Source organism: Croceibacterium atlanticum (assembly GCF_001008165.2).
Taxonomy (GTDB): Bacteria; Pseudomonadota; Alphaproteobacteria; order Sphingomonadales; family Sphingomonadaceae; genus Croceibacterium_C; species Croceibacterium_C atlanticum.
Genome location: NZ_CP011452.2, coordinates 773,925 through 790,009, shown reverse-complemented (window position 1 = coordinate 790,009; position 16,085 = coordinate 773,925). Strand labels below are relative to the sequence as shown.

The 16,085-nt window shown below is 61.3% G+C and carries 13 protein-coding genes; 9 read left to right on the top strand and 4 right to left on the bottom strand.

All coding sequences use genetic code 11. The features are described from left to right. The first annotated feature begins 28 nt into the window (after positions 1 to 28). Positions 29 to 1,204, top strand: a complete 1,176-nt coding sequence (locus WYH_RS03705; protein WP_046904777.1) for a carboxynorspermidine decarboxylase — start codon at positions 29 to 31, stop codon at positions 1,202 to 1,204. Here WYH_RS03705 and WYH_RS03700 read toward each other — a convergent pair. Further along, positions 1,174 to 2,994, bottom strand: a complete 1,821-nt coding sequence (locus WYH_RS03700) for a hypothetical protein (protein ID WP_046902766.1) — start codon at positions 2,992 to 2,994, stop codon at positions 1,174 to 1,176. The genes WYH_RS03705 and WYH_RS03700 overlap by 31 nt on opposite strands. Then, a complete protein-coding gene (locus WYH_RS03695) occupies positions 2,991 to 3,767 on the bottom strand; it encodes a GNAT family N-acetyltransferase (RefSeq protein ID WP_046902765.1) in 777 nt (258 codons plus the stop codon). Before WYH_RS03695 ends, WYH_RS03700 begins: the two co-directional genes overlap by 4 nt. Positions 3,768 to 4,079: 312 nt before the next feature. Between WYH_RS03695 and WYH_RS03690 the strand changes: the two genes are divergently transcribed. From WYH_RS03690 to WYH_RS03675, 5 genes are all read left to right on the top strand, one after another. Next, complete coding sequence (locus WYH_RS03690) at positions 4,080 to 5,282, top strand: type III PLP-dependent enzyme domain-containing protein (RefSeq protein WP_046902764.1); 1,203 nt, start codon at positions 4,080 to 4,082, stop codon at positions 5,280 to 5,282. Between the two features lie 350 nt (positions 5,283 to 5,632). Next, positions 5,633 to 5,941, top strand: coding sequence for a hypothetical protein (locus WYH_RS17040; RefSeq protein WP_082348057.1), 309 nt, complete (start codon positions 5,633 to 5,635; stop codon positions 5,939 to 5,941). A 189-nt stretch (positions 5,942 to 6,130) separates the two neighbouring features. Further along, positions 6,131 to 7,168, top strand: a complete 1,038-nt coding sequence (locus tag WYH_RS03685; protein ID WP_169780695.1) for a hypothetical protein — start codon at positions 6,131 to 6,133, stop codon at positions 7,166 to 7,168. Next, a complete protein-coding gene (locus WYH_RS03680) occupies positions 7,152 to 8,201 on the top strand; it encodes a nucleotidyltransferase family protein (RefSeq protein WP_169780694.1) in 1,050 nt (349 codons plus the stop codon). The genes WYH_RS03685 and WYH_RS03680 overlap by 17 nt, the downstream gene beginning before the upstream one ends. Positions 8,202 to 8,318: 117 nt before the next feature. Then, a complete protein-coding gene (locus tag WYH_RS03675; protein ID WP_156320057.1) occupies positions 8,319 to 9,365 on the top strand; it encodes a hypothetical protein in 1,047 nt (348 codons plus the stop codon). A gap of 66 nt (positions 9,366 to 9,431) precedes the next feature. On the opposite strand, the gene hemA is transcribed toward WYH_RS03675, so the two are convergent. Both hemA and murI read right to left on the bottom strand, forming a co-directional pair. Continuing rightward, complete coding sequence (hemA, locus tag WYH_RS03670) at positions 9,432 to 10,652, bottom strand: 5-aminolevulinate synthase (protein WP_046904776.1); 1,221 nt, start codon at positions 10,650 to 10,652, stop codon at positions 9,432 to 9,434. 106 nt (positions 10,653 to 10,758) lie between these two features. After that, positions 10,759 to 11,568, bottom strand: a complete 810-nt coding sequence (gene murI, locus WYH_RS03665) for a glutamate racemase (protein ID WP_046902760.1) — start codon at positions 11,566 to 11,568, stop codon at positions 10,759 to 10,761. 101 nt (positions 11,569 to 11,669) lie between these two features. Between murI and plsY the strand changes: the two genes are divergently transcribed. The 3 genes from plsY to topA all read left to right on the top strand — a co-directional run bounded on the left by plsY (position 11,670) and on the right by topA (position 16,071). Further along, a complete protein-coding gene (gene plsY / locus WYH_RS03660) occupies positions 11,670 to 12,251 on the top strand; it encodes a glycerol-3-phosphate 1-O-acyltransferase PlsY (protein WP_046902759.1) in 582 nt (193 codons plus the stop codon). Further along, positions 12,248 to 13,360: a DNA-processing protein DprA gene (dprA, locus tag WYH_RS03655; protein WP_046902758.1), complete on the top strand. Its 1,113-nt coding sequence runs from the start codon at positions 12,248 to 12,250 to the stop codon at positions 13,358 to 13,360. The genes plsY and dprA overlap by 4 nt, the downstream gene beginning before the upstream one ends. Before the next feature lie 131 nt (positions 13,361 to 13,491). Then, positions 13,492 to 16,071, top strand: a complete 2,580-nt coding sequence (gene topA / locus WYH_RS03650; protein ID WP_046902757.1) for a type I DNA topoisomerase — start codon at positions 13,492 to 13,494, stop codon at positions 16,069 to 16,071. Positions 16,072 to 16,085: the final 14 nt, after the last annotated feature.

Genomic DNA, 16,085 nt, shown 5'->3' with positions numbered 1-16,085 from the left:
CGGAATATTCCTAAGAGGCCGCATGACCATGGAAACGAGAGCCGGTGACCCGGGCGCCTTTGCCCAATTCGATCTCAGCCGCGTGGATTCGCCTGCCTTCGTCGTCGATGCGGCGAAGCTTCGCGCCAATCTGCAAGTGCTGGCGGAGATACGGGACGCAGCGGATATCAAGGTGCTGTCGGCGCTGAAGGCGTTTTCCATGTGGTCGGTTGCGCCGCTGATCGGGGAATATCTGGACGGCGTATGCACGTCCGGCCTGTGGGAGGCGCAGCTCGCCAGTGAATTCTACGATGGCGAGATCGCGACCTATTGCGCGGCCTACAAGCCGGAGGATCTGGAAGAAATCTGCCGGATGTCGGACCATGTGATCTTCAACTCGCCCGCGCAGATCGAACGGGCGAGCCTGATCCTAGAAAATATGCGCGCGCAGGGCGGGGGCTTCGACGTGGGGCTGCGGATCAATCCGCTGCACGCCGAAGGCGAAGTGCCGCGCTATGATCCCTGCGCGCCGCATTCCCGGTTGGGCTTCCCGATCGACCAGCTTGAGGACGAGCATCTCGCCATGGTCGATGGCATCCATTTCCACACCCTTTGCGAACAGGATCTGGAACCGCTGAAGCGCACCTGGGACAAGGTTTTCGATTATCTCGAACCTTATTTCGGCCATATCAAATGGCTGAACTTTGGCGGCGGCCATCACATTACGCGCGCCGATTACCAGCGGGAGGAGCTGATCGAGTTCCTGCAGGACGTGAAGGACGATACCGGCGCGGAAATATATCTGGAGCCGGGGGAGGCCGTGGCGCTGGATGCGGGCATATTGGTCGGCACGATCCTCGATTCCCACTGGAACGGAATGCCGCTCGCCATCACCGATGTTTCGGCCACTTGCCACATGCCCGACGTGATCGAAGCGCCTTATCGCCCGGCCATGCTGCATGAGGATCAGGGCGAGGGCGAACCAGTGCGGCTGGGCGGCCCGTCCTGCCTCGCGGGCGATGTGATCGGCGATTATCGCCTGCCCGTGCCGTGCCGGCCGGGGGAACGCTTCGCCTTCCTCGATCAGGCGCATTATTCGATGGTGAAGACGACGACCTTCAACGGCGTGCCGCTGCCTTCGATCTGGCTATGGGATTCAGAAACCGACCAGCTCGATCTGATCCGGCGCTTCTCTTACGAGGATTTTCGCGACCGCCTCAGCTGAGTGGCGTTCAGCCAGAAGGTGAACAGGGCGGCAGTGAATGCAAGAATGCCCACCGTTGCCAGCAGCGCATCGGCATTTGTCAGGCCAAACGTACCGGACAGTGTGCCGGGCAGGCCCAGAACCCCGAAGAAGGTGATCGCAGCCAGAAGCCAATTGGTGCGCGCCGACGTGTATGATGCCTGCAAGGTGGAAACGTCCTCCACCAGATTCTCATATCGGTCCAGCAGCGCATGCGCATCTTCAAAACGCTGCCGGGTGCCGCGCGCTTCGCGGATGCTGCCCAGCAATTCACGCTCCGTGGGATAGCGGAACACGTTCCCCGACTGGTGGATCGAGCACCAACGAAATATATCGACACGCTGGGCGAGATTATCGTCAATGATCTTCGTATAGGAAGGGATCAGGGTGGATACTTTGTCCAGCACATGGGCGAGGTTTTTCAGCGGTGTCGCTCGGCCGATTTCCGCCAGCTGCGCATCCTGATCCACCGGGCCGAAAATCATCCTTTCGATCATCCGTTCCATGTCGGACACGATCAGTTCGTCATGCACGGCGATCATCCAGGTCAGCAGCGCATAAGGGCAGCCTCCGACGCTGGCCTGCGCTTCCCGCAAGGTGCGCCAGTTCTTCCCCACATCCAGTTCGAATGAAGGGTGGACGAAGAACAGGTTTTCCGGCGCGACCGATACTGGACGCGTCGAATCGTGGATTTCGGAATCGTCCTGCCGTGGGAAATCGGGCACGCCCTGGGCAAGTCCGGCGAAGGCCAGCAATTGCCGCGGGATCGCGCTTTCTTCCTCATCCGGGCCGAAGCCCAGCGTATGATGCGCATCGCAATGGCAATCCGCGCCCGGCACATTCGCTTCCGCCCATGCGCGATCAGCATCGATCACCCATTGCGGATGCGGCTTTTGCACTTCGTCTTCCGGACCCTGCACGTCTTCCGGCGCAGGCATTCGATAATGGAAAAAGGCGTGCCGGGCCGTGTCGAACAGCGCTTCGTCTTCTATCTGCACCATTGCATTGCACAGATCCTCCGACCGGGGCGTCGCGAAATTCCGGCCCGGCGGCAGCACACCGAATGGACGCAGCACATCGGCGATTGCATTGGCGCATTCCGACACTGGTTCTTCCTTGCCGGAGTCCAGTTCGGCCAGACGATTGCGGACGAATTCCAGGACCGAGAATTGCGGGCCGGAACGGCCGATGCTCAGAAAATCGCTATCCGCCGCATAGTCGGGCTCAATGGCGAGCTGTTCCGCCTGAATGGTGCTGTATTCGTCAAGCGGGCTGCGCTCTCCCGGCAGATTGCTGAGAACGAGTAGATAGAAAATCCGGCCGCTTTCGAAGACGCAGAAATGATCCTGCATTGCCATGCGCAATTCGCGCCGTTCGGGCGGGACCTGCAGGGAAACCGCCGTGCCTTCATATTCATAGTCCCAGCTTTCCGGCCTTTGCAGCGTGACCATTGCCGGGGGCGCGCCCGTTTCTAGCGCCTCGGCCGCCAGAAGAAGCGGGCGGCCATTGGTGCCGGGAACGCCGGTGGTGATATCGTTAAGAAAGGACTGCGAAGCGCCGAACAGCCATTTCGCCCGATCGCGGCGGTCAGCCTCCAGTCCCGGACTGCGGCCGAGCACGGCGTTGTAGATATTGGAAATACGATAGGCGGAGCGGGGCTCCGATCCATCGGGCCGAAGGACCCTGAGCTGGAAGGCAAAAGCCAGCGATGCGCGTTCGAAAGGCTGAAACACCGGGCATTCCCGCAGCGTCAGCATGCCGAACTCGCTCATGCGGAGGCAATCGCGGGCAGGGACGTGATCGGCAACAGCCGCATCGACGCAAGATGATCCATCATTGCCCGGGTTTCCTCATGCGCATCAAGATCGGCGCCGAGAGCGGCGGCGAGTTCCCGGATCAGCACCGCGACCCGTCCCGCTTCGATGGATGTCAGTTTGCGATCCGGATCGAAGACCAGCAGATGCAGGCGGTGCGGCTGGCTGTCTGCCCGCAAGGGGGGCATGACATAATCGAAATCGATCCACCTCGCGCCTAGGGCGGAAAGGCGGCGCTGGCGTTTCTCCGTTTCGGCCGCCTCCTGCGGATTTGCGGCATCTTCCAGCCGTTCGGTTTCGGCGAGCATGGGGGTGTCAGCTTCCGCCATTTCATCCAGGATGCGGCGGGCCAGCATCGCCAGTTCCCGGCCATGTCCCTGGCCACGTTCCCGCTCCGCCACGGAAAGATAGGTCAGCAATCCGCATTTGGCGCCGCGATAATATTCGATCGTCGCGCCGCCGATAGGACAGTCATGCCCGTCCACCAGCATCGCAACATCGATCAGCGGCTGGGGCGGGGCAGGATAGGGATCGGCATCCAGCAATCGCGCCCAATATTGAGGATCTTCCCGGATCGAGGCATCCGGAAATGCGGGGCCATATACGTCCCGTTCGTAGCGGCGCAGAAGTTCGGCCCGGCGGGTTTGCGGCAATTGAGAAAGCCGCACGGGGTTGAAAGCGGCGGCAGAAGATTCGAAATGCTGGTTCATCACCTGATTCGCACTATCCATCGCTGCCACCTGCGGGTGTGCAGCTATGCCACGGCATTATCAGGCAATAAATTATAAAAACCGGCTGCTGGCGGGATTTGAATGTCCGCTTGGGTGCATGGGCTTCAACTCATCGCAATGCAGCCCCCGTTCCGCGCAGCATGGGAACGCAGCCCGCCGCCAGCCCATTGATTCACGAGCTAAAAACGAGGCGTTGAATTTTTGATTTGCGATTAGAATTCGAGGCCCTATATGCGCCGCTCCGCTGCCCCAAGGGGACTTCCTAACCGCAAGGCAGCCTTGTTCAAACTAACCGTTTGGGGGTCCCTTGAATTGCACACTTATCCTGACGCCCGGTCTGTAGTCCGCGATATCGCGCCGGACGAACCGGTTATCCTCAACCGTCCGCACGCTGCTGCGCGCGCGGCCCGATTCTTCGCTGAGAAGTTTCCGGGCAAGGCGATGTATGCAGTGAAGGCGAATCCTTCGCCGGATCTGCTCCAGATCCTGTGGGCGAACGGTATTACCCATTACGACGTGGCTTCCATCGCGGAAGTGCGGCTGGTGCATGCCACCCTGCCTGATGCGCGTCTGTGCTTCATGCATCCGGTGAAGACTGCCAGCGCCATCCGCGAAGCTTATCGCGAACATGGCGTGCGTACTTTCAGCCTCGATACGGAAGAGGAATTGCGCAAGATCGTCGACGCAACGCGCGACGATGAAGGCAATGCCGCCACCGATCTGCGGTTGTGCGTGCGGCTGCGCGTTTCGTCCGAATATTCCGAGCTGAGCCTTGCGTCGAAATTCGGCGTGGATCTGGCCGATGCCGCCGCGCTGCTGCAGGCGACGCGCCAGGCGTCCGACTGGCTTGGCCTGTGTTTCCATGTCGGCAGCCAGGCGATGACACCCTTTGCCTATGTTCAGGCATTGGAACGCGTGCGTGCAGCCATCGCCGATTCCGGCGTGGTGATCGACATGGTCGATGTGGGGGGTGGTTTCCCTTCGGTCTATCCGGGCATGGAACCGCCGCCGCTGGAAGATTATTTCGCGATCATCCACCGCCATTTCGAAGCACTGCCGATCGCCTATAATGCGGAACTGTGGTGCGAACCCGGCCGCGCACTATGCGCGGAATATTCGAGCCTCATCGTGAAGATCGAAAAGCGCCGCGGCGAGGAACTTTACATCAACGACGGGGCTTATGGTGCCTTGTTCGATGCCGCCCATGTCGCTTGGCGTTTTCCGGTGCGCGCACTGGAAGATGATCTGGTCCAGCCGTTCGAGGAATTCTCCTTCTACGGCCCGACTTGCGACGATGCCGATTTCATGAAGGGCCCCTTCATGCTGCCGGGCGATATTCAGGCCGGCGACTTTTTCGAAATCGGTATGCTGGGCGCTTACGGCGCAGCGATGAAGACGGCGTTCAACGGCTTTGGTGCTGCGCAAGCTGTGATCGTGGAGGATGAGCCAATGGCCAGCCTTTATACGGGCGAGCGGGCCCTGCCGGTCACGGACAATGTGGTGAGCCTGCGCTAAATCGCCATCCGTTCGGTTGCTTTGCACGCCCGCGTCTTCTGGGAAGATGCGGGCGTTGCCTTTTCGTCCACCCCTTATGGGTAGCCATTGCTTCCGCGCTCCATCATTCGAATGATTTGGCCTCAGGCAGGGCAGCAGCGTTATTCATAACGCCTGGAGTGATTTCCCTTCACGCCGGAAGCCAGAAGTATTTGGCAATTATGCCGGTGGCCCCTTCCTGTTTGAATGGCTGACCGGAAAAGTGGCGCCAACAGCAGATATTGGTCCCAGTTTGGGACGCATCATCAGATGTGGTTGCCCGCAAATATACTTTGATGGATAAGGAAGCGTGTCCCGAGGGGAGTGTACGCATGTCTGACCACATGGAAGATAACCAGATGCAGCGCATGGCGAGTGATCGTCGTGCATTTCTCGGCAATTGCGGCAAGTTCGCCGCGACCGTGCCGCCGGCAATGACCATGCTCATGTCGACCTCGCTCGTATCTCCAGCGATTGCCCAATCCGCGGGCATTCCGGACGGTAACGGCGGTCCAGGTTGCAATAACGGCGTTGGCAACGGTTCGGATTGTGCGCCTCCGGGTAATCCGCCGGTCAATGACGGTCCGGGCAGGGGTCCTGGGGACCCCGGCAATCAGGGCGGCGGTCGAGGCCGGCGCTGAGTTTTTCCTGAACCTGCATTTCACGCGGCTGCCGGTAATGCCGGCGGCCGCTATTTGATTCATCCTTTCCTGCTAGGCATTGCCTGTTTGGGTTGTCGGTAGCAGGCAGGGATCGACGTGTCGGATCAATCACGTCTTGAATTTCGTTGGGCGCCAGGCGGTGAATTGCTGCATCTGGATGGCCGGGTGATGTTTTTCACACCTCGGCAGCAGCAGCTTGTCGAACTGAATGAAAGCGCCGCCGCGCTGGTCGAACAGGCACAGTCCGGTATCACCCTTCACGATATGGCCATGGCTTTCGTGCCGCATGCGCAAACCCGCCACGATGCGCAGCATATGGCTGCCAGCTGGCTGGCCGATGCTTGCGAAAGCGGATTGTTTAACGCTGCCATCGCGCCAGCGCCAGCCCATTGCGCAGGCTTTTCAGTCGATCTGGGTGGCCACGATTTTGAAGTGGTGGCCGATGATGCGGCGCTGATTGATGAACTGCGCCCCCCTTATGGCGAATTGATTGCGCCGCGCGGGTCCGGACAGCGCATTCACGTGATCCCCTTCGGCGATCGGATCGCCCTGCTTGCCGAAGGCGGCGAAGCGCAATTCGTGGCACCCGGCAGGTTGGCGACGCGGCTGCGCCATACCATGCTGACCAACATACTGAGCCGGGAAAGCCGCATCGCGCTGCATACGGCCTGCCTTGTCCGGGGCGACAGGGCAGTGCTGCTTTGCGGCAGTCCGGGCACCGGAAAGAGCACGCTCACCCTGGCGCTGATCGCCCAGGGGTGGGGCTTTGCCGGGGATGACATCGCTTTTGCCGATCCGTCCGGCATGGTGCAGGGGCTGCCCTTGCCGCTAACTCTGAAACGCGGATCCTGGCCACATGCTGCCGCCTGGGCCGATGTAGAACAATTGCCCGTGCACGAGCGGGAGGATGGGGCAGTGCTGAAATATCTGCCAGTTCGCCCTGTTGACGCAAGGCCAAGGCGTGTCGGCGCGGTCATCCGCCTGCAGCGTCAGGATGGTGCGCAGGCAGCCGTTGATGGCTGGGACCGGGTGGCGGCGCTGCAAACCCTGTTTGGAGAAGCTTATTCGGAAAGTGGGCAATCCAGTGCGGGCATGGTGCGCGGCATGTGCGATCTGGTTGCCGGGGCGCAATGCCTGACGCTGTCTTATGGGGAAGCGGCGGATGCTGCGCATTTGCTGGCGGAAGATCATGCCCTCGCGTTTTGATGATCTCGCAGATTTAGCCCAATGCCTGCGCGGGTCGGTTCCGGCTGATGTGGAGTGGGAAACCTTGCTGGCGCTGGCCAATCGCAGCCTGGTGACGCCCGCCCTGGCAGATGCATTGCAGAATGCCGATGATGTCCCCGAAGAAGTGCAGGCCTTCCTGCGGGAGATCGACAGCAGGGCGCGGCAGCGCAATGCGATGTTGCGGGCGCAACTGGCGGAAGCAGCCGCAAAGTTGAATTCAATCGGACTCGTCCCCGTAATGCTGAAGGGCACGGCCATGCTGGCGGATCATGGGGACGGGGAGTGCAATCGCATTCTCTCCGACCTCGATATCATGCTGCCGCAGGACCGGCTGGAGGATGCGATCTCCGCGCTGAGGGAACTGGGATATTCCTATGTCAGCGAAGCGCCCAATGGGTGGGATGTTCACGCCCTCGGCAGGGAAAAGGATGCGGGCATGATCGACCTGCACAGCCGGATCAAGATCGCCGCGCCGCTGCTGGACCATGCCGCGCTGGCGGATGAAGCGAAGGCGGTGGCGCTGGATACTGCGCGAGTGCTGGTCCCATCTCCGGATCATCAGGCGCTGATCTTTATCGTGCACGACCAGTTGCAGGAATATGATTATGCGCGCGGGCAGATTGACCTGCGCCATCTGGTCGATCTCGCCATTCTGGCACGGCGGGCGCAGATAGACTGGTCACGCCTGATCCGCCTGATGCCGACGCGGCATGGCCGCAATGCGATGCGCGTGCAGATGCGCAGCCTGCATTCCCTGCTCGGTGGGGAGGTGCCGGATCGCATGGTGCGCGGAATCTGGCCGCGCCTGCAACATAAACGGCGGCTTTTGCAATTGCGGTATCCGCCCCTGGCATCGCTTTTCACAATGTTGACGCTGCTGGTCGATCCGCCGATCAACCCCCCGCTTGAAGGGGGGCGAGAAGGGGTGGAGCACCCGGAAAGGCGCGGTTTATGGCGACTTTCTCGGCTGCTGGAGCTTTCGCGGAGCAGGCCCCTGCCGACAAAAGCATAGCATTGCATCATCCGATCCGGATGGGCTGGCAATTTAATTGCATTTCAAATAATACGCTCAAGAAACGATATTCTCTCCGGCGGGTTTGCGCTGGAGAGGCAATTGGGAAGGGGCAAGATGCAAGCTAAATTCCGTATCGCCGGTGCTGCTATGGCGTTTGCGCTGACTGCCGGGGCGGTGTCCTTGTCGGCGCAGGAAGATCTGACGAAGCTGCCGCCGATACCGGATGATTATACGCCGGAACTGACCGAATGGGGCGAACCCGATCTTCGCGGGCGCTGGCCAATCGACCATCTGAACGGATTGCCGTTCCAGCGCACCGAAGAACAGGGCAACCGCGTGTTCCTGAATGAAGAGGAGCTGGCAGAGCGGCAGGCTCGGATCGACCGGCTGGCGGGCCGGTATGAGGCGGAAGATTCCGAAGACAAGATCGGCCAGGGGCATTGGGTGGAAATGGGCGTGGTCAACCGGCGGACTTCGCTGCTGGTCGAACCTGCCAATGGGCGGCTCCCGGAAATGACCGAAGAGGGGAAGCGCCGCTCGGCCGAAATGCGTTCAAGTTGGCGGCGAGAGCAGGATTTCGACTGGTTGACGGATTTCGACAGCTGGGACCGCTGCATCACGCGCGGTCTTCCGGCTTCGATGATGCCGATGATGTATAATAACGGCCTGCGCATTTTTCAGGCGCCCGGTCTTGTCGCGATCCAGATGGAGATGATCCATGAAGTGCGGATCATTCCCACTGATGGGCGTGCAACCGTCCCTTCGCAAATCCGGAACTGGATTGGCGAAAGCCGCGGATATTGGGAGGACAAGAACACGCTGGTCGTGGAAACGGATCATTTCCGCCCCGGACCATCCGCGACCAATATCGTGACCTCCGGCTCCCCACCCGAAAATGATTCACCGATCAGCACGGAAGCGAAACTGACCGAACGCTTCACCATGACCGGGCCGGACAGCATCATCTATGAATCGCATTGGGAAGATCCGGTGATCTTCACCGCCCCCTGGGGCACGCGGCTGGATTGGAAGCGGGACAGCACTTACGAATTCTACGAATATGCCTGCCACGAAGGTAATGTGCAGCCGCGCAATTATATCACCGCCTCCCGCGCCGAACGCGCGCAGGAAGCGGCCGGAAATACCGGAAGTTCCGACTAGTTCATGTAGAAATGCCGGCCGTCATACTGACGGCCGGCATTTGCATTACCGGAATGTCGATTGAGTTCAGGCCGCTTCGCGCAGTTGCAGTTCGAGCCGATCCCAGATTTCGACCAGGGCACTGGTCAAATCATCCATCATGGCTTCCGTGTGGGCGGGGCCGGGGGTGAAGCGCAACCGTTCCGTGCCGCGGGGCACAGTCGGGAAATTGATCGGCTGCACATATACGCCATATTCGGCCAGCAATATGTCGCTGATCTTTTTCGCGCGGACCGGATCGCCAACCATCAGGGGCACGATATGGGTCGTGGAATCCATGACCGGCAGGCCGGCTTCGCGGAACTTCTGCTTCAGCATGGCGGCGGCCGCCTGCTGCGCTTCGCGTTCAACGCTTGAACTCTTCAGATGGCGCACCGCGGCCAGAACACCGGCGGTCAGCACTGGGCTGAGCGAGGTGGTGAAGATGAAGCCCGGCGCATAGGACCGGATGCAGTCGATGACCTTCTTGTCGGCGGCGATATAGCCACCCATGACGCCGAATGCCTTGCCCAGCGTGCCTTCGATGATGTCGATGCGATGGGCCGCTTCGTCACGTTCGGAAATGCCGCCGCCGCGTGCGCCATACATGCCGACGGCGTGGACTTCGTCGATATAGGTCAGCGCATTGTATTTTTCTGCCAGGTCGCAAATCGCATGGATCGGCGCGATGTCCGCATCCATGGAATAGACGCTTTCGAACGCGATCAGCTTCGGCACTGCCGGATCTTCTGCCGCCAGCAGTTCTTCCAGATGTTCCACATCGTTGTGGCGGAAAATCCGCTTCTCCGCGCCGGAATTGCGGATGCCGGCGATCATGCTGGCATGGTTCAATTCGTCAGAGAAAATGACGCAGCCCGGCAGCAATTTGGCCAGCGTGGACAGCGTGGCATCGTTGGAGACATAGCCGCTGGTGAACAGCAATGCTCCTTCCTTGCCATGCAGATCGGCCAGTTCGCTTTCCAGCTGGATGTGGAAATGGGTGTTGCCGCCGATATTGCGCGTGCCGCCCGATCCGGCGCCGACATCGTGCAGCGCCTCTTCCATGGCGGTGATTACCTTGGGGTGCTGGCCCATCGCCAGATAATCGTTGGAGCACCAGACCGTGATCGGCTTGGGCCCGTTATGGCCATGGAAACAGCGCGCATTGGGGAATGCACCCTTGTTGCGCAGGATGTCGATAAAGACACGGTAGCGACCTTCGGAATGAAGCCGGTCGATCGCCTGGTCGAAGATCTGATCGTAATTCAGCGGACTTATCCGTCTTGCACCGCATCCAGAGCCGCGGCCATGAGTCCCCGGCGATTTAGTGGATGAAGTCCGGTCTTTAAAGCACGGAGTTTGCGATGGATTCGCATTAAAAGCGATCAGCATGATCTAGTCCGTATTTTACCAGCGCAGGCAGCAATGCCTCGAACTGCGAAGCACCCCCGGTGAAGAGGGCGAAATCGGGCCTTTCGCGCCGCATTTCATTGTCACCGGTCAAAAAAGCGATGCGGCGGGCAATCCCCTGCGCGCCATGGACGAAGCGCACGCCGGGGCCGAATGCTGCGGCCAACCCGTCTTCCACCAGCGGGAAATGGGTGCAGGCCAGCACGACCGTGTCGATATCTGCCCCACCGGGTTGGCTGCGGAGCCCCTCCGCCGCCTGCCTGTAGATATCCGGATCGACAGCTTCACCGCGCAATTTCGCTTCCGCCGCGGATACGAGATCGGGCGCGGCAAAGCGCAGCAGCCGCTTGTCCGCCGCGAATTCGGCCTGCAAATTATCGACATAGGCCTGCCGGATCGTTGCCGCCGTGCCGAGCAGGCCGATCGTTCCTGTCCGTGTCATCTCCGCGGCGGGTTTGATTGCGGGCACCGTCCCGACGATCGGCACATGCAGCACTTCGCGCACCATGCCCAATGCGATGGTGGATGCGGTGTTGCAGGCAATGCAGATCAGCCGGGGGCGATATCGTTCCGCCAGCCGCCCCAGCAGGCCGGAAACGCGCGCTGCAATCTCCGCCTCGGTCTTTGCGCCATAGGGGAGGCCGGCCGTATCGGCCGCATAGATCACCGGCGCCTGGGGCAAAATTTTGCGCAATTCTGCGAGTACGGTGAGGCCACCGATCCCGGAATCGAACAGGAGTATCGGTGCGGAGGGGTCCATCGCTGACAAATCCATTCCCGATGGGCTCGAACTTGTCGAAGGCCCGCTTTTCTTTCATGCCGCGTAAGGGCAAGGCTGCCTTCGGACAAGGCATTCGCTGAGAAAGCAGGGAAGTTATGGACTGGCTTTGGGCTCTGGCCCTCGGATATTTCCTCGGATCGATCCCTTTCGGCCTGGTGCTGGCCATGGCCGCGGGCAAGGGGGATATCCGCCAGATCGGCTCCGGCAATATCGGGGCCACCAATGTGCTGCGAACCGGCAGCAAATGGCTGGCGGCGGTCACGCTGCTGCTCGATCTGGGCAAGGGTTATTTCGCCGTCTGGCTGGTCTGGCAGTTCTTCCCCCTGGCTGTGCCGGTGGCGGCATTTGGCGCGGTGGTGGGTCATTGCTTCCCCGTCTGGCTGCGCTTCAAGGGCGGCAAGGGCGTGGCGACCAATGCGGGCGTGAGCTTTGGCCTCGCCTGGCCGATTGGCCTGACCTACGCGGTGGTCTGGCTGGGCGTTCTGGCGCTGACGCGGATCAGTTCGCTCGCGGGCATGAGTTCGGTCGTGGCGGCGGCGGTTGCGGCGGCAGTGCTGGGGTATGACCAGTTCATCCCCGTGCTGGGCGGTATCGCCGTGCTGGTGATCTGGCTCCACCGGGCCAATCTGAAACGGCTGACGCAGGGCACGGAACCAAGAGTGGGCGGCAAGAAATGAGCGGAGCGGCAGCCTTGTCGCAGGACGAGGCATTTTCCCGCATCCGTCTGCTCCGATCCCCCAATATCGGGCCGGTATCCTATGCCCAATTGCTGCGCCGGTTCGGCGATGCCCGTTCCGCGCTTGAGGCGCTCCCCGATCTCGCAGCGCGTGGAAAGCGCGCCTATCGCGCGGCACCTGTGGAGGTGGTGGAACGGGAAGTGGCGGGTGTGCGCAAGGCGGGCGCGCGATATCTGTTCCACGATTCGCCCGAATATCCTGCCCTTTTGCGGGAGATCGAAGGCGCGCCGCCAATCCTGATGCTGCGCGGAAATGCTGCGCTGGCCTTGCGGCCCTGTGTCGCCATGGTCGGTGCCCGCAACGCCTCCGCCGCGGCGATCAAGCTGGCGAGAGATTTCGCGAAAGCGCTGGCGGATGAAGGCTTTACCGTGGTTTCGGGCCTGGCGCGGGGGATAGATGGCGCGGCGCATCAGGGCGCCCTGCCATCGACAATCGGGGTCATCGCCAGCGGGATAGACATTACCTATCCGCCGCAACATGCGGAGCTGCAGGCACGCATCGCACAGGAAGGCCTGCTGATCGCCGAACAGCCGCCGGGCACGGAGCCGCGCGGCAGCCATTTCCCCAGCCGCAACCGGATCATCGCCGGGCTGGCTGCGGGAACGCTGGTGGTGGAAGCAGCGCCGAAATCGGGCTCGCTGATTACTGCGAGGCTCGCCGGGGAGGCGGGCAGGGAAGTCATGGCAATCCCCGGATCCCCGCTGGATGCACGCAGCCATGGCTGCAACCAGCTGATCCGCGAAGGCGCCGTGCTGGTGCAGAGCCCTGATGACGTGATGGAGCTGCTGTCCGGCTTCGACGGCAATCCGCGCTCCACCTTCCGCGAGGCGGCCGAAACATTCAATCATGCGCCGGAAGAACTGGTGGAGGCCGAACCTGCCGATATTGCCGGCCTGCTCACCACTGCGCCGGTGGGGGTGGATGAACTCGTCCGCCAGAGCGGCGCCAGTGCCGGGGAAGTGCAGATGGCATTGCTGGAACTGGAAATTGCCGGGCGCCTTGTTCGCCATGCAGGGGGGCGGGTATCCTGCGATTATCACGGAAACTGAAATCTACCTTCCGGCAGATGGGGATCATATTGGCAAATTCGCAAAGGTTATGCGGCAAAGCGGCTTGACGAATCTCGCCAAGCGTCACCACCCTCGCGCGTACGTACACGTAAGGATTGCACCGCCAGATCATGCAGCTTGTCATCGTTGAATCGCCCGCCAAGGCGAAGACCATCGAGAAATATCTCGGCAAGGACTACAAGGTCCTCGCCTCCTATGGCCATGTCCGCGATCTGCCGCCCAAGGATGGCAGTGTCCGCCCGGATGAAGGCTTCGCCATGGATTGGGAGGTCTATGCCGACAAGCGCAACCGCGATCAGGTGAAGGCCATTGCCGACGCCGCGAAGAAGTCCGACCGCCTGATACTGGCCACTGACCCCGATCGCGAAGGGGAAGCGATCAGCTGGCACGTGCTGGAATTGCTGAAGAAGCGCAAGGCGCTGCCCAAGGATGTGGAGCGGGTCACCTTCAACGCAATCACCAAACAGGCCGTTACCGATGCGATGGCGCATCCGCGCGGGCTGGATGACGATCTGATCCATGCCTATCTGGCGCGCCGCGCACTGGATTATCTGTTCGGCTTTACGCTTTCGCCCGTCCTTTGGCGCAAACTGCCCGGCGCCAAGAGCGCGGGCCGCGTGCAATCGGTGGCCCTGCGCCTGATCGTCGATCGGGAGCGTGAGATCGAAGCCTTCGTGGCGCAGGAATATTGGTCCGTCGTCGCCCGGATGGAGCAGGACGGCACCGGTTTCGAAGCCCGGCTGGTGAAGTTCGACGGCGAGAAACTCGACAAGCTCTCCCTCGGCGACAAGGGCATGGCGGAAAAGGCCAAGGCCGCGGTCGAGGCCGGGCGCTTCACGGTCGAGGATGTCGAAACCAAGCCGCTCAAGCGCAATCCGGCCCCACCATTCACCACCTCCACGCTGCAGCAGGAGGCGGCGCGCAAGCTTGGCTTCTCTGCCAGCCACACGATGCGCTGCGCCCAATCGCTGTATGAAGCGGGCGCGATTACCTACATGCGTACTGACGGTGTGCAGATGGATGGCAGCGCGATCAGCGCCGCCCGCAAGGCCATCGCTGATCGGTATGACGGGCATTATCTGCCCGAAAAGCCGCGCATCTATCAGACCAAGGCGAAGAATGCGCAGGAAGCGCATGAGGCAATCCGCCCGACAGACTTCACCAAGGATCGCGCCGCATCGGGTGACGAGGCGAAGCTTTACGATCTGATCTTCAAGCGCGCCATGGCGAGCCAGATGGCGGCCGCCAGTCTGGAACGCACCACGGTGACGATGCGCGATCCGACCGGCCGGCACGAATTGCGCGCCACCGGACAGGTGGTGAAATTCCCCGGCTTCCTGGCGGTATATGAAGAAGGCCGCGACCAGAAGGATGATGACGAGGAATCCGGCCTGCTGCCGCTGATCCGGAAGGGGGACGCGCCGGCCAAGAAAGGCGTGGATGCGACGCAGCATTTCACCCAGCCGCCGCCGCGCTTTTCCGAAGCGAGCCTGGTCAAACGGCTGGAGGAGCTCGGTATTGGCCGGCCTTCCACCTATGCCTCCACCATCCAGACCCTGCGTGACCGGGACTATGTCCGGATGGAAAAGAACCGCTTTTTCGCGGAAGATTCCGGCCGTTTGCTGACGGCATTTCTCGAACGCTTCTTCCCCACATATGTCGCCTATGACTTCACGGCCGGCATGGAAGACGAGCTGGACGAGGTTTCCGGCGGTCGTGCCGAATGGAAGGCGCTGCTCGAAGCCTTCTGGCGCGACTTCAAGCCGAAGAGCGACGAGGTAATGGAACACAAGCCTTCGGAAGTGACCGAAGTGCTGGACGAATTCCTGTCCGATTATCTGTTCCCGCCAAATGCCGACGGGTCCAATCCCCGGCAGTGCCCCAAATGCCTGGCGGAAGGGCGCGAAGGCGGGCGGCTGGCGCTGCGCGGCGGCCGTTACGGCGCCTTCATCGCCTGCGACAATTACCCGGAATGCAATTTCCGCCGCAAGTTCGGCCAGCCGGGGGAAGAAGACGGTTCGGATGATGCCGTAATGGGCAAGGATCCCGAAACCGGGCTGGACGTGGAACGCAAGACGGGGCGGTTCGGCCCCTATGTGCAAGTGGGCGAGGGCAAGGATGCCAAGCGCGCCTCCATCCCCAAGGATTTGCCGGATTTCGATCTGGACTGGGCGCTTAAGCTGCTGAGCCTGCCGCGCATCGTGGGCGAACATCCGGAAACGGGCAAGGTGATCGAAGCCAGCATCGGCCGTTATGGCCCCTATCTGCGGCATGACGGCAAATATGCGAAACTGTCCTCCACGCAGGACGTGTTCGAAACCGGCATGAATGCGGCGGTTTCCCTGCTGGCGGAGGCCGCCAACCGCAAGGGCGGCGGCGGGCGCACCAAGGCTGAGCCGATCAAGACCTTGGGCGAACACCCGACCAGCGGCGGCGAGATGAAGGTCATGCCGGGCCGCTATGGCCCCTATGTCACCGATGGCACGACCAATGCGACGATCCCCAAGGACGTGAAGCCTGAAGACGTGACGGTGGAGCAGGCCGTGGAATTGATCAATGCACGCGCCGCCAAAGGCACGACAAAGAAGAAGGCGACACGCAAGAAAGCACCAGCCAAGAAAGCACCGGCAAAGAAGGCCACCGCCAAGAAGAAGGCGCCCGCGAAGAAGAAAGCCGACAGCGAGTCCTGATACGGGCTCGTCTC

Coding starts and splice junctions, on each gene's coding strand:
- WYH_RS03685 (WP_169780695.1), top strand. CDS start 6,131: ATGTTTTTCACACCTCGGCAGCAGCAGCTTGTCGAACTGAATGAAAGC.
- WYH_RS17040 (WP_082348057.1), top strand. CDS start 5,633: ATGTCTGACCACATGGAAGATAACCAGATGCAGCGCATGGCGAGTGAT.
- WYH_RS03700 (WP_046902766.1), bottom strand. CDS start 2,994: ATGAGCGAGTTCGGCATGCTGACGCTGCGGGAATGCCCGGTGTTTCAG.
- topA (WP_046902757.1), top strand. CDS start 13,492: ATGCAGCTTGTCATCGTTGAATCGCCCGCCAAGGCGAAGACCATCGAG.
- murI (WP_046902760.1), bottom strand. CDS start 11,568: ATGGATTTGTCAGCGATGGACCCCTCCGCACCGATACTCCTGTTCGAT.
- WYH_RS03675 (WP_156320057.1), top strand. CDS start 8,319: ATGCAAGCTAAATTCCGTATCGCCGGTGCTGCTATGGCGTTTGCGCTG.
- WYH_RS03705 (WP_046904777.1), top strand. CDS start 29: ATGGAAACGAGAGCCGGTGACCCGGGCGCCTTTGCCCAATTCGATCTC.
- WYH_RS03695 (WP_046902765.1), bottom strand. CDS start 3,767: ATGGATAGTGCGAATCAGGTGATGAACCAGCATTTCGAATCTTCTGCC.
- dprA (WP_046902758.1), top strand. CDS start 12,248: ATGAGCGGAGCGGCAGCCTTGTCGCAGGACGAGGCATTTTCCCGCATC.
- WYH_RS03680 (WP_169780694.1), top strand. CDS start 7,152: ATGCCCTCGCGTTTTGATGATCTCGCAGATTTAGCCCAATGCCTGCGC.
- plsY (WP_046902759.1), top strand. CDS start 11,670: ATGGACTGGCTTTGGGCTCTGGCCCTCGGATATTTCCTCGGATCGATC.